This is a genomic window from Sphingomonas sp. Leaf4 (assembly GCF_920939515.1).
GTDB lineage: Bacteria > Pseudomonadota > Alphaproteobacteria > Sphingomonadales > Sphingomonadaceae > Sphingomonas.
Map to the genome: position 1 here is coordinate 289,525 of NZ_CAKLBB010000006.1, position 12,707 is coordinate 302,231.

A 12,707-nucleotide genomic window follows, 5' to 3' on the forward strand; every position below is an offset into this window, starting at 1 on the left:
CCTTACGGCGTCAGTCTTTCAAGGCACCGGATCATGGCCGTGCCCACCCCAGGGATGGCAGCGCGCGATGCGTTTCGCGGCCAGCCAGCCCCCCTTGGCCGCGCCATAGCGGTGAAGGGCGGTGATTGCATAGGCCGAACACGACGGTTGATAGCGGCACGAGGGCGGCAGGATCAGCGACGGCCCCAATTGCCACCCGCGCGCGACGAGCATCAACGCGCGCGCGGCGATGCTCGGGGCAGGGGGGCGGGTGCCGTCGCTCACCGGCGGACCTTGCGCAACGCCTTGGTCAGTTCGACCTTGAGGTCGTCGAACGGGCGCTCGATCCCGCCGGCGCGGCCGATCAGCACATGATCGGCACCGGCCAGCCCGTGGTCGGGCAGCAGTTCGGCAGCGAGCGCGCGAAAGCGCCGTTTCATCCGGTTGCGGATGACGGCGTTGCCGACCTTCTTCGATACGGTGATGCCGATTCGCATCGCCCTGTCGGCTGTAGCGTCGGCGGTGGTGGCCAGCTCGCCCTCGCGGCGCTGGCGCACCAGCAGGACAAAGCCGGGCATCGGTGCCCGGCGTCCCGCATTCGCCGCCAGATAATCCTGGCGGCGCAGCATCTTGATTATGCCGACAGCTTCTTGCGGCCGCGCGAACGACGCGCGCGGATCACGTTGCGGCCGCCCGGCGTCGCCATGCGCGAACGGAAGCCGTGACGACGGGCCCGCACCAGGTTGCTCGGCTGAAAAGTCCGCTTCATCACTCATCCCCAGGTATTCGAACTGCAATAGAACGTAAAAAGCCGCCAGTTACGGCGGCCGCGTGGTTGGAGCCCTTAGCGATCGGTCGGTCGCAAGTCAACGGATCACCCGCGCAGGCGCCGCCGCTTCGCACTCGCGCGGCGCAGCACCCGGTCGACCAGCGCCGAGGTGCGCGGATACCGCCGCATCACCCGCGCGAACCGGCGCCTGGCCCATGGCGAATTGCGCAGGATCAGCGCCAGCCCGGCGGCAAAGGTGAACATGCCCCCCGGCCCCGGCAACAACGCCACCAGCGGCGTCGCGAGAATCAGCATCGAACCAAGGATCAGGAGCAGGATCTGCATGGCCACCATCCATGCCACCAGTGTGTTGCAGCCACAAGACGGCGTGCGCCGTGTTCCATCGGATGGCAAAGGCAGTCCGTCGGAAAACGCCTCTCCCTGACAAGGGAGGGGCCGGGGGTGGGTCGGCCGGCGAGGAAACGTCACGCCCGCCCCAGACCTGTGAATCCCCGATGCTGATCGAAATGCACAGCCGCATCGTCACCCCGGACTTGTTCCGGGGTCCACGGCGCGGCGATCGATGCCGCCTGATGCACGACCGACAACCTGCGCAGCCGGGTGGACCCCGGAACAAGTCCGGGGTGACGACGACAGGCAGCACTTCCGTTCAAGCACTGTACCGGATGCGAAAACCCGGCTCGACGCCCCATCGAACACCGCTTAAGCCCACAGATGGGGCAACAGGGCAGGGGGCTGGCTTTTGGTCGCGATCGTATCGACGGCGGCGTATCTCGGGCTGGAGGCGCGCCGGGTCGAGGTGCAGGTGCAACTTTCGCCCGGCATCCCCGCCTTCGTCGTCGTCGGGCTGGCCGACAAGGCGGTCGGCGAGAGCCGCGAACGGGTCCGCGCCGCGATCGCCGCGATCGGTCTTGCCCTTCCGCCCAAGCGGATCACCGTCAACCTCTCGCCCGCCGATCTACCCAAGGAAGGATCGCACTACGACCTGCCGATCGCGCTCGGGCTGCTGGCGGCGATGGGCGTGGTCGATGCCGAGGCGCTGGCCGAGTATCTGGTCGTCGGTGAACTGGGGCTCGACGGCCGCATCGCCGCTTCGCCCGGCGTGTTGCTGGCGGCGATGCTGGCGGCGGGCGAGGGCCTGTCGCTGATCTGCCCCGCCGCGCAAGGGTCCGACGCGGCATGGGCCGGCACGACCATCGCCGCCGCACCCGACCTGCTGGCGCTGCTGAATCATCTGAAGGGCGAACAACTGCTCGCCGGTCCGGTCGCCGGTCATGCGGAGGATATGCCGGTCGGCAATGATCTTGCCCAGGTAAAGGGGCAGGAAGTCGCCAAGCGCGCGCTGGAGATCGCCGCCGCCGGCGGCCACAATCTGCTGATGGTTTAACCGGCTACACTGGGTTAGGGCGGGCCTATGGATGCGGTGATCTACGCGCGCTGGTCATCGGCGGAGCAGGGCAAGGGCAGCACACTCTACCGGCAGGAAGGCGACTGCCGCCGGTATGCAGCGGCCAAGGGATGGAACGTCGTCGACATGATCGTCGACGACGGCGTCAGCGCCTTCCGAGGTCAGAACACGACGGATGGCGGCCTGGCGAAGTTCGTGGATGCCGTCGCGGCCGGCCGGTATCCCAGAGGCATCGTGCTGCTCGTGGAGAAGCTCGACCGGATATCGCGTCAGGACGTCAAGACCGTCTTCGGCTGGCTGTTCCGGATCACGGAGCTGGGCGTGGTCGTATGCACCGTGGAGGACGATCGACGGTACGATGCCGACAACCTCGACATGGTGGCGATCATCGAAGTGGCCGTGAAGGCCGGTCTGAACAACCTCGAATCGGACAAGAAGAGCCGGGCGGTCGGCACGGCTTGGGCCGCCAAGCGCCAGCGTCTCGCCGAAGGCGACCGGGCGGTGATGACGAAGCGGGCACCCGCCTGGCTCTCGGTCGAGGGTTCGCCGCCGACGTTCGTCGTCATCGAGGAAAGAGCAGCCACGGTCAGGCGGATCTTCGAATGGACCATCGCCGGGCTGGGGAAGCAGGTCATCGCTCGGCGGCTGAACCAGGAGGGCGTTCCTCCGTTCGGTCGGGCCACCGGATGGTACGGCAGTTACATCCAGAAGATACTGACCTCGCCGGCTGTCCTCGGCGAGTTCCAGCCGGGCACCAAGCCGAAGGGTGGCGTGCGCACCCTCGTCGGAGAGCCGATCCGGGACTATTATCCCGCGATCATTGATGCCGCCGTTCAGGCGCGCGCTCTCGCGGCCGTAGCCGGTCGCTCGCGGCGGGTCATGGGGCGGGGCCGACGCCTTCCGAACATGTTCGGCGGCCTGGCCCGATGCGAGTGCGGCGCCCGCATGTCGTTCGTGTCGAAGGGCAGGAAGATCAGGGCCGACGGTACGGAGGTCTGGGAGGACTACCTCGTCTGCGACGCCTACAAGCGCGGTCAGGGGTGCCGGAACGGAAACCACTACAACTACGCGATCGTGGAGCGCTGCGTACTGGATTCGGTTCTCGCTCAGGCCATCGAGGATCGACACTTCGAGGCGCCGGCCGAGGCGGGGCGGATCGAGGTGGAACTCGCCGAGCGGACCCGCGTCCTCGCGAACCTGCGTGAACGCGCGGAGACCGCAATGGAACTGGCCGTTGCCTCTATGCGGCCCGAGCCGCGAGCCCTCTACCTGCGTCTGGTGAGTGAAGCTGACGAGGAGGAGGTGGCCATTCAGGTCCTGCGGGAGGCGCTGGTGGCCGCGCGGGGTTCGGTTTCGCCGAGCGAACACGCGAAGCGGATCGAAGAGCTTCGTGATCGGATGCGCTGCGAGGACGAGGACGAGCGTCTGTCCGCGAGGATGAAGATCATCGGGGCGCTTCATGATCTCATCAGGGCCATGACGTTCGATCGCCGGACCCGTCTCGTCGGTCTCGAACTCGTGAACGACGCCTACGTTCTGGTGCATCCGTTCGGCGAAGGCATCGCGGCGGGGTACGTCGCTGATCGGCCCGGATCCGGCTGACCCTCCTTGCCGAGGGTTCTTCACCCCTCCGGAGGCTCTCGCATGTACGCCGCGGAATCCGATCAAGCATGGTTGGCATGGTTGCCGACCGTTCCTTCCGGCGTGCGTTGCCGGACCAGGTTCATCGACTTGTGACGAGCGCATTGACGCTCTACGGGCGGCCGCGCCGCATGTGCGGCGTTTCGAAGGGGGAATGATTTGAACAGGTTGTTGGGGATCGCGCTCGCCGCGGCCGCTTTCGGCTGCGCGGCTCCGGCCAGCGCGCAGGTCGTGCTGGAAGCGAACGGCGCACGGGCCGATGGACGCTGGGGCGGGGAGCTCGGCGTCGGCTACGACTTCTCGATCCTGCCGGGGCTGAGGGTCACTCCCGCGGTCGGCGCATTGATCTACGCCGAGGACAACGGTCGGTACTACTTCTACGACAACGGCGGGTCCGAAGCATGTAGGGACAGTACGAACGGGCGCTATGCGGACAAGGAACTGTGCAGCAATACCCGTCTTCGCGCGTATGGCCGTGTCGAAGCCACCTACTCCGTTCCCCTCGTCGCGACGTTCGGCGTAGGTGCGCGGATAAGCGACGAAGTGGTGCCCTATGGCACGGTGGCATTTCCGATCGCGCCGAAGATCAATCTGAAGGGCAACGTCGGCGACGGATACTACGCCGCAGGGCTTCGATTGTCCTTCTGATCATTGCACCGCGACCTGCCGGGGAGGCTGCTCCGGCAGGTCGGACCATCGGTGTGACCCGTCAGCTGTCTGCGGGGCGGCGTTCTGCAGGGGTGGTCGGTCCGCCTCATGCCACGAAACGTGCAGCGGTTCGCCCGAGACGACCAGACATGATAACTGGCGGCATCAACGGATCGGAGTCGGTACCCGAACGTCGTTACTCTCGCGTTCGGTGGCGTCTGCGCGCTTTTCAACGGGACATCGGGTCCGCTATCCCACCGGAATGGATGCGACCGGATTCGAACGCCTGACCGAAGGCCAGAAGGAATGCCTTCGACTGTTCCATGCACGGTTCGAGGTGAAGGACATCGCGAGGCGCATCGGTCGGTCGCCGGTCACGGTGCATCAACGACTGGCGGCCGCACGGAAGCACCTCGGCGTCGACCGTAGCGTCGAAGCAGCGCGTCTCCTGTTCGAGCACGAGCGTGACGAGCCGGATAGGGAGGGTCAGGCAACCCTCGTGGTCCATGCCGAAACGGATGGCTTCCCGACATCTCCGGACAATGGCCTCCCGCCAGCGCAGCATGACACCTCCCTCGTTCAGGATGGACAGAGGTCCGAAGGGTATCGTTCGCCCATATATGGTGCGACGATGATGGCCGAGCCGACGGTGAACAAGGCAGTGGAGGTCGCAGAGAAGCCGACCATCCAGGGCCTTCCACTGCCGATCCCGACCCGGGATCGTCCAGTGAACGACATGGGTCTCGGAGCGAAGCTGATCTACGTGGTCGTGCTGGCCGCGCTCATCGCACTCGTGTTCGGGGGCGTGGTCGCAGCCCTCAACGGGCTCTCCGAACTGTTCTGATCCGTCGGAACGCATGCAAGGTCGTGGCGCGGGAGCTCCACGAGGGGGATTTAGATGCCGGACATTCGCAAGGAAGCAGCTCGCAACGTAGTGACCAATCTGGCACCGTTCGAAACGTCGGTGGACATCGCACTGGCGCAGGCCGGCAGGTTCCTCGCGACGCTGGCCGAGGGGCGGCTCGAGGCACAGGTCGGTCCTTCGGTCGGCCACAAGGCGATCATGTCGATGATCGCGACGATGACGGCCCTGGGACAGGCTCGGGTCGGCATGGTCGACACGCGCCGCGAACTGGCGCTGACTCGCTGTCGGCTCGGTATGCGTGAAGTCGGGATTGGTAGTCTCGTGGGTTGTCCCGAGGAGGAGACCAAGGCGGCGACCTCGGGTTCGAACGTCCGATCGCTGGTCGATTGACGCGGGTTATATAGACCGCGCGCTTCGTGCAGAGAGGCACGGATGCTCAAGATCGTACCGTTCCTGTTCCTGATCATTCTGCTCGCATCGCTCGCGTACGTCGTTCGATGCGGGCGTTGGCCGGAGCGCAGCGGACTGGCGATCATCATGCTCGGATCGATCGCGACCGCTCTGGTCGGGCGCAGCGACCTGTGGCGGGGAACGGAGATTGGCATTTTGGCCGTCGACGTCGTCGTCCTGATGGCGTTCCTCGCGATCGTCGCACTTACCGACAGGTTCTGGCCTCTATGGGTATCGGCTTTCCAACTCGTCTCCGTGACGTCTCATCTGGCTCGCCTCCTGACGCCGTCGACGCTGCCTCTGGCGTATGCGTTCGCCGAGCAGGTCTGGAGCTACGCGATGATCGCGGTGGTGATCGGGAGCGTCGCTTGGCAGAGGCGTTACGCTCGATCCTCGTTCTCGTCGAAGGGGCCGTCGGCATAGAAGCCGCTCCGTCCGGGGCGGAAGGGATCGAAGTCGCTGCGCTGGAACGTGCCGTTCAGGCGTCCCGAACGAGGAAGGCCGAGCGGCTTCTTCGGGAGCGCGCCCTGCGTCACAGATTTCTGCCTGCGGAGATCCTGGGGGAGCCTGATTTTGACATGCTCCTCGATCTCTTCGTTCAAGCCGGTCTGGGTCGCGACGTGAGCGTCAGTTCGTTGTGTCTGGCCTCTCGAGCTCCTGCGACGACGGCGCTCCGTCACCTCGACGCGATGGAGGCCCTGAAGCTGGTCAGCCGCGAGCGGGATCCCAAGGATCGGCGGCGGTGGTTCGTTCGCCTGACGGAACGCGCCAATTCGGATCTGACGGAATGGCTCGACAACATCTAATGCGTCCGGCCGCCTGACGGCGGAACCGGAGGGACCGTGTCCCGCGGCTCCGTCCACGCAGTCATGCGACGTGTGTTGTCAAGGCGTGGTGATCTGTCGAACCGAGAATGGATCCAGAATGAACGTTCTTTTGAATTTGATCGCGGTGCTCGCTTCTTTAGGACTCTGCGGCTGTCACCCGGTCGTGGAATCGTCCTCGGAGAGCGGGAACGCGGCTGCGGGTCGGAATGAGATCTCGCTCGAGATGCAGAACTACATCGCGGCCGAACCCGGCTCGGATACCTTTAACAGGGGGAGGCGTCTGGAGGATTGTCGCGCGAACTATCATCAACCCTCCGAAGAATTCCGGAAGTGTACGGCATCGATCCCGATCGATGGGGACTGGGGTGTTCCTCCCGAAAATATTGAGGATGCCAGAAAAGATTAGTTGGCCGATATCGGCATTGCTGATGGGTGGTACCAGATCTTTAATAGCGCAATCGAGAAAGGCGGGGTGTTTGATCTTCAACGATCCCATCTGGAGCCTTAGATCCAAGGAGCACCTGCCTGTGAGCTGGTTTCGGAAGTTGTCATCCGTATCGAATGCGAATGGATCGAGTCGGGGCGAGAACAATGGACGATTCCGTTCATCGCGTGGCGGCAATGGCCGGATGCCGTTAGAACCCGGTGCGTCTTGAGTAGGGACGGCACCCGGTTGTTCCGTGAAGAGGTCCTTCGGGCACGAGGTGACCGGTTGCACGGTACGGTCGGCCTCGCGACGCCGCTCGCATGGCAGGCGATCGGACTTCTGCTTCTCGTCGCGTTGATCGCGACGATCGCATTCATGACGACGGCGTCCTATGCCCGCGTCGAGACGGTCGCGGGCACGGTGACGTTGGACAAGGGCGTCGCGACCATCATGCCGTCGCGTCCCGGCGTCGTCGCCGAACTGAAGGTGATGGAAGGGCAACGGGTCCGTGCGGGCGATCTGCTCGCCCGCATCCGCTCCGAAGAGGACATGATCGGTGGACAGACCGCACCGGCCCGGATGCGTCGAGCATTGGACGAGCAGGACTTCAGGCTCGCGGCACAAGGCGATCTGCTCGTGGCGGCGGCTGCTGCGGAACAGGCAAGACTGCGCGAGCAGATCGCAGGTCTGTCCGCCGAGATCCGGAGCCTGGACGGCCAGATCGTCGATCAGCGTCGCATGATGGAGATGGCGAGCGCCGACTACGAAAGAGCGGGGCACGTCGCCGCCAGCGGTTTCATCAGCCGACGCGACATGGAGGCCAGGGAGACTGCCATCCTCTCCCGTCGACAGCAGCTCGCACAGCTTCAACAGGCGCGCACCGCGAAGGTGGCGGCCGTCGCAGAAGCCCGTCGCGGCGTCGTCCAGGCCGACGCGGCAGCGCAGGCGCAACTGGCGGGTGCGCAGTCGGAGCGTGCGTCGCTCATGCAGCGAATGACGGAGGTCGATCTCGCGCGCGGGTACGGCATGACAGCCCCGATCAGCGGGGTCGTCACGGCGCTGACAGCCCGTCTCGGGCAGGCGGCGAACGCACAGCAGCAGTTGATGATGGTGATCCCGTCCGATGCGAACGCGCGTGTGGAACTGTATGTGCCGACCGCAGCCGCCGGGTTCCTGCGTCCCGGTCAGGAGGTGCGCGTCGCGGTCGATGCGTTCCCCTACCAGCAGTTCGGAACGGTGACCGCGCGTCTCATCGACGTCTCCGCCGCCGCGATCTCCCGGCAGGGACCGAACGGACCGATGCCGGTCTACCTCGTCACCGCGGCCCTGCCCGAACCCTGGATCGTGGCGTTCGGGCGACGCCAACCTCTGGTTCCGGGCATGACCTTGAGTGCTCGGATAGTCACGGAGAACCGCAGCCTCTTCGAATGGTTGTTCCAGCCCGTTTTCGCGGTGCGCAACAGGTGACCGCCACGGTTAAGCTCGAACTGGGCCTGCTGCGTCGGCAGCGAGTCCGTCTCATCCGTCAAGCGGAGGTCGCCGAGTGTGGCCTGGCATCGCTTGCGATGGTGGCGAACTATCATGGGATGGACGTAGATCTCGGCGTGCTTCGCCGTCGCTTCCAGCCTTCGTTGCGCGGTGCGGCTCTCAAGTCGCTGATCTCGATGGCCGATCGCCTCGGGCTCGCACCGCGAGCGGTCAAGCTGCCGCTCGAGAAGCTCGGCAGCCTGCAGCTGCCAGCCATACTGCATTGGGACATGAACCACTACGTGGTGCTCGAGGAGGTGCGGGGCGGGAAGGCGCTGATCCACAATCCCGAGGGCCGCAGCGTGCGGATGCCGCTGTCCGAGGTGTCTGAACACTTCACCGGGGTGGCATTGGAACTGCGCCCGACCGATGGGTTCGAGACGTCGAGCCAGCGCGTACGCTTACGCCTGTCCCAGTTGTGGAACCGCATCACCGGATTGAAGCGGGCGCTGGTCCAGACGTTCGTGCTCAGTCTGGTGATGCAGGCGTTCGTGCTGGCCTCCCCCTACTACATGCAGGTGGCTCTGGATTCGGCGCTGCCCGCGCTCGACCAGGATCTGCTGACCGTTCTGGCGTTGGGCTTCGGTCTCTTCACGCTCATCAACGCCGGTGCCGCTCTGCTGCGTTCGTTCGTGCTGCTTTCGGCGGGTACGTCGCTCGGATACGGCATTTCGGTGAACGTCGCTCGACGACTGTTCCGCCTGCCGGTCTCGTGGTTCGAGAAGCGTCACGTGGGCGACGTCCTGTCGCGGTTCCAATCGATCGCCCCGATACGCGAGTTCATGACCGAGGGTGCGATCGGTACCGTGCTGGACGGTACCCTGGCGCTGTTCACCCTCGCCGTCATGTTCTTCTACAGTCCGGTGCTCGCGCTGGTGGCTCTGGTCGCCTTCGCACTGTACGGGGTCGTCCGGCTGGTTTCGTTCGCGGCACAGCGCGATGCGCAAGAGGAGGCCATCGCGGCATCCGGCCGCGAACAGTCGATGATGATCGAATCGCTGCGCGGGATCGTCACGCTTCGCCTGTTCAACCGGGAATCCCAGCGTCATGCTCTCTGGCAGACGCGGCTGACCGACGCCACGAATGCGGGTGTCGGTCTGGCGCGCATCGGTGCATGGCAGCAGGCCGCCAACACGCTGATCTTCGGTCTGGAAGTGATCCTGTCCGTCTGGCTCGCCGTCGGCTTCGTGATCGATGGCGGCTTCAGCGTCGGCATGGTGTTCGCCTACGTCGCCTACAAGACCCAGTTCCTCCAGAAGGGCGCGTCGCTGATCGATCAGGCGATCGCCTTCCGCATGCTCGGACTGCACCTCGAGCGGCTCTCCGACATCGCGCTCGCGGATCAGGACCGGAGCTTCGGCCAGGAGTCCGAGAGGCGTGGCGGCGATCTGAAGGGCGGCATCGAACTGGACGGCGTACGCTTCCGCTACAGTCCGACGGATCCGCTCGTGCTGAACGGCGTCCATCTGAAGGTGGATCCGGGCGAACACATCGCGATAACCGGAGCGTCCGGGGGTGGGAAGTCGACGCTCATGAAGGTGCTGCTCGGTCTGGTCGAGCCCGATGAGGGTCAGGTTCTGATCGACGGCGTTCCTCTTGCGCGGTTCGGTCACAAGAACTTCCACGACCAGATCGGAGCCGTTCTCCAGGAGGACAGTCTCTTCGCCGGATCGCTGGCCGACAACATCGCCCTGTTCGACGAGGATCCCGACATGATGCGGATCGAGGAGGCCGCCGCGGCGGCGGCGATCCACGACGAGATACTGGGCATGCCGATGGGCTACGAGACGATGGTCGGGGACATGGGATCGGCCCTTTCGGGTGGTCAGAAGCAACGGCTGCTGCTTGCGCGCGCGCTGTATCGTCGACCACGGGTCCTGCTGATGGACGAAGGGACGTCGGCACTCGATCCGGCGCGTGAACAGGCGGTCAATGCCGCAGTGGCGCGCTTGGGCATCACCCGCATCATGATCGCTCACCGTCTGGAGACGATACTGTGCGCATCGCGCATCTATGCGGTGCAGGACGGTCTGGTTCAGGAGGTGACCGAACAATTCGCACCCATAAGGCACCAGCTTGCACGGCGATGACTCCATGACGGCTCCACGAACCCATGGACATCGCTCGCCGATGGGTACGGGCGGATCGAGTTCGTTGATGTCACCGATCGGGAAAGTTCGCTCGAGGCCGCAGTTCGCCGAGGTGGTGCCTTCGTTCGTCGATCCATGCCGTGGTGCGCTTCCTGACGAAGCCGCGCACGACCCCGAGGCTCCTTGCCACGTTTGAGTCCGCCCGGTCGAAATGCTGGCCAGTCCACGCGGTCAAGCACTGTGTCGGCAGGAGCAGCTGAACCGCGGCGCATGACGACCGTGTTTCGCCTGTTCCTGCTCGTTCGCACGTGCGTGGACAAGCCTTACGGAGACGGGTGATCTCGTCGCTGGCGTGGTAATTTGTTGCGTGGTGAGGAGATGCGACCGCACTGGTTGTAATGGCGGGCAAGCTTCTCCGAAGTGGAGGTGGTTGTCGCGTCGGACGTCTTGCCCGTTCCGCACGGTCGGATAGCCTTCGCGTGTGGTTGGAGCGGATCCAGCCGCGATGCGAAGGGGACTGAAGATGACGAACGCGAGCTTTGAGATTCAGGAGATGTCGCTCGATGAGATCGACGGCGTCGGGGGCGGGAAGGTAACCGCTTCGCAGGTTCTGGCCGCAGGCGCGGCAATCGCCGGCGTCGGTGCCGCGATCCTCGGTGCGCCGGCGATCGTCGGTGTCGCCGGTACGGCGTCCGCGGTATACTGGGGCGTTTCCGGCGTCATGGCGCTCGGTTCCGCCGTCGCCGCGATGAACGGCGAGTAACGACTGCATGGTGCCCCTCGCCGTTCCGGGCGGGGGCACCTGATGCCTTTGGAGCTGACGATGTACTATCTATCCCTAAAGAGTTTCGGTCGACGGAAGTTCGTGGGCGTCAGGTCCGAAAAGGTGGTTCCGATCCTGTACCAGACGTTTCTCGGGTCGTTCCTGGTGGCGTTCTGCATCATCGCGATGATGATGGTGAGCGGTAGCCGGACGCCTCCGCTTCCGCTCATGCTATCGACCGTTCTGGCGGTATCGTTCGCCATGATCGTCTCGGGACTGACGTTCACGTTCCTGCAGACCAGGAATGGTGCTGTGGGGAGGCTGAACAAGGAACCCGTCGTCGGAGAGATCAGACTGGAACTGGTCCTGCTGGCAGTGACCGCGATGGTCCTCGCGGGGTCGATGTTCGACAAAATATTCCAATAGTACGCGTCGCACGCACCGGTTTGGGGTCGCACCATAGAAGATTAAGAACACTCGGGACGTCAGGTCCTCTCGACGCGTTCCATGGTCATGATCGGCTTCCCGGAAGCAGTCGATGCGAGATGCCCGTGAAACGGCATCGTACGACCATAACGATGTGTTTTACCCGAAGATCCACCGGTGTGATTCTTCCGTAAGACGGGAAGGAGGCTGCATGGGGAGGGTATGTCACGGGTGAGCCGCGACGATGTTCCTCGGCCGCGACTATCGACGGACGGGCTCGCAGGCGATGCCGTCGCCATCTCCGTCCATGTGCGGCCCGTAGCCGGGAGTGCCGCGACGCAGGGGAGCAGCGCCCGCTCGCCTCGCCTCGGCACAGTTTCGATAGCTCCACCCGGTCGAGACGGACGGCGTAGAGCGAGCGGCGGGTCCACTGCGGGTACGGGGCGACGGTTGACGCATCGGCCTCGCCTCCGATGCCAGGTCGCATCCCGTCGCCACGAGCTGGAACTGGTCCCAATCGGGTTTGTAGATCGCATGTCCTCCTGCCATCTGCGAGCAGGACAGGTCGATCCCGTTGACCCGGACACGCGCGAGCGTACGCGAGTAGACGTCCTTCCCGATCCGCTCGACCGTCGCGTCGCCCTTCGCCGCGACCTGAAGGGCGGCCTTGGCTGCGAAGGGGTCGCCCGGGGCGCAGTCCCGACCTTCGCGACAGTGGCCGGGCAGTTCGGGGGCGTCGATCCCAAGAAGGCGGATGGTCTCTTCGCCGCAGCGGAGGGTGTCCCCGTCGATGGCGACGAGGGCGCAGGCGAGCACGATGAACGACATGCCCCAATGTTCGCCGTCAGCCGTGAAGAATCGGTTAG

At 64.9% G+C, this 12,707-nt stretch carries 16 protein-coding genes and 2 pseudogenes; 13 read left to right on the forward strand and 5 right to left on the reverse strand.

Annotation, left to right across the window (positions count from 1 at the left end; translation table 11 throughout):
- Positions 1 to 18: 18 nt before the first annotated feature.
- The 4 genes from yidD to LRA89_RS11285 form a co-directional block, all read right to left on the reverse strand.
- Complete coding sequence (gene yidD / locus LRA89_RS11270; protein ID WP_055760623.1) at positions 19 to 231, reverse strand: membrane protein insertion efficiency factor YidD; 213 nt, start codon at positions 229 to 231, stop codon at positions 19 to 21.
- 29 nt (positions 232 to 260) lie between these two features.
- Positions 261 to 608 (reverse strand): ribonuclease P protein component, encoded by a 348-nt coding sequence (gene rnpA / locus LRA89_RS11275; RefSeq protein ID WP_055760356.1) that lies wholly within the window; start codon positions 606 to 608, stop codon positions 261 to 263.
- Between the two features lie 5 nt (positions 609 to 613).
- Complete coding sequence (gene rpmH, locus LRA89_RS11280) at positions 614 to 748, reverse strand: 50S ribosomal protein L34 (protein WP_055760361.1); 135 nt, start codon at positions 746 to 748, stop codon at positions 614 to 616.
- A gap of 105 nt (positions 749 to 853) precedes the next feature.
- A complete protein-coding gene (locus tag LRA89_RS11285) occupies positions 854 to 1,093 on the reverse strand; it encodes a hypothetical protein (RefSeq protein ID WP_055760626.1) in 240 nt (79 codons plus the stop codon).
- A gap of 418 nt (positions 1,094 to 1,511) precedes the next feature.
- Between LRA89_RS11285 and LRA89_RS11290 the strand changes: the two are divergent.
- The 13 genes and pseudogenes from LRA89_RS11290 to LRA89_RS11350 all read left to right on the forward strand — a co-directional run.
- Positions 1,512 to 2,153 (forward strand): annotated as a pseudogene (locus tag LRA89_RS11290) (magnesium chelatase domain-containing protein); the annotation flags it as partial.
- 30 nt (positions 2,154 to 2,183) lie between these two features.
- A complete protein-coding gene (locus tag LRA89_RS11295; protein WP_230770210.1) occupies positions 2,184 to 3,779 on the forward strand; it encodes a recombinase family protein in 1,596 nt (531 codons plus the stop codon).
- A 198-nt stretch (positions 3,780 to 3,977) separates the two neighbouring features.
- Positions 3,978 to 4,466 (forward strand): hypothetical protein, encoded by a 489-nt coding sequence (locus LRA89_RS11300; protein ID WP_230770211.1) that lies wholly within the window; start codon positions 3,978 to 3,980, stop codon positions 4,464 to 4,466.
- Positions 4,467 to 4,728: 262 nt separating this feature from the next.
- Positions 4,729 to 4,821: pseudogene (locus tag LRA89_RS20625) on the forward strand (hypothetical protein); the annotation flags it as partial.
- Positions 4,822 to 5,100: 279 nt separating this feature from the next.
- The gene (locus LRA89_RS11310) at positions 5,101 to 5,310 is read left to right on the forward strand and encodes a hypothetical protein (protein ID WP_230770213.1); all 210 of its coding nucleotides are present in this window, start codon (positions 5,101 to 5,103) and stop codon (positions 5,308 to 5,310) included.
- Between the two features lie 54 nt (positions 5,311 to 5,364).
- On the forward strand, positions 5,365 to 5,721 hold the full coding sequence (locus LRA89_RS11315) for a hypothetical protein (protein ID WP_230770214.1): 357 nt from the start codon (positions 5,365 to 5,367) through the stop codon (positions 5,719 to 5,721).
- Between the two features lie 42 nt (positions 5,722 to 5,763).
- Entirely contained in the window at positions 5,764 to 6,204 is a 441-nt protein-coding gene (locus LRA89_RS11320; protein ID WP_230770215.1) for a hypothetical protein, read from the forward strand.
- Positions 6,150 to 6,587, forward strand: a complete 438-nt coding sequence (locus LRA89_RS11325) for a winged helix DNA-binding protein (RefSeq protein ID WP_230770216.1) — start codon at positions 6,150 to 6,152, stop codon at positions 6,585 to 6,587. Before LRA89_RS11320 ends, LRA89_RS11325 begins: the two co-directional genes overlap by 55 nt.
- A 118-nt stretch (positions 6,588 to 6,705) precedes the next feature.
- Positions 6,706 to 7,014, forward strand: coding sequence for a hypothetical protein (locus LRA89_RS11330; RefSeq protein WP_230770217.1), 309 nt, complete (start codon positions 6,706 to 6,708; stop codon positions 7,012 to 7,014).
- Positions 7,015 to 7,320: 306 nt separating this feature from the next.
- Positions 7,321 to 8,502, forward strand: coding sequence for an HlyD family secretion protein (locus LRA89_RS11335; RefSeq protein ID WP_230770218.1), 1,182 nt, complete (start codon positions 7,321 to 7,323; stop codon positions 8,500 to 8,502).
- Complete coding sequence (locus LRA89_RS11340) at positions 8,499 to 10,652, forward strand: peptidase domain-containing ABC transporter (RefSeq protein ID WP_230770219.1); 2,154 nt, start codon at positions 8,499 to 8,501, stop codon at positions 10,650 to 10,652. The genes LRA89_RS11335 and LRA89_RS11340 overlap by 4 nt, the downstream gene beginning before the upstream one ends.
- A 523-nt stretch (positions 10,653 to 11,175) precedes the next feature.
- Positions 11,176 to 11,415, forward strand: coding sequence for a hypothetical protein (locus LRA89_RS11345; RefSeq protein ID WP_230770220.1), 240 nt, complete (start codon positions 11,176 to 11,178; stop codon positions 11,413 to 11,415).
- 60 nt (positions 11,416 to 11,475) lie between these two features.
- Entirely contained in the window at positions 11,476 to 11,841 is a 366-nt protein-coding gene (locus LRA89_RS11350; protein WP_230770221.1) for a hypothetical protein, read from the forward strand.
- A gap of 261 nt (positions 11,842 to 12,102) precedes the next feature.
- Here LRA89_RS11350 and LRA89_RS11355 read toward each other — a convergent pair whose 3' ends face one another.
- A complete protein-coding gene (locus LRA89_RS11355; protein WP_230770222.1) occupies positions 12,103 to 12,669 on the reverse strand; it encodes a thermonuclease family protein in 567 nt (188 codons plus the stop codon).
- Between the last annotated feature and the right edge of the window lie 38 nt (positions 12,670 to 12,707).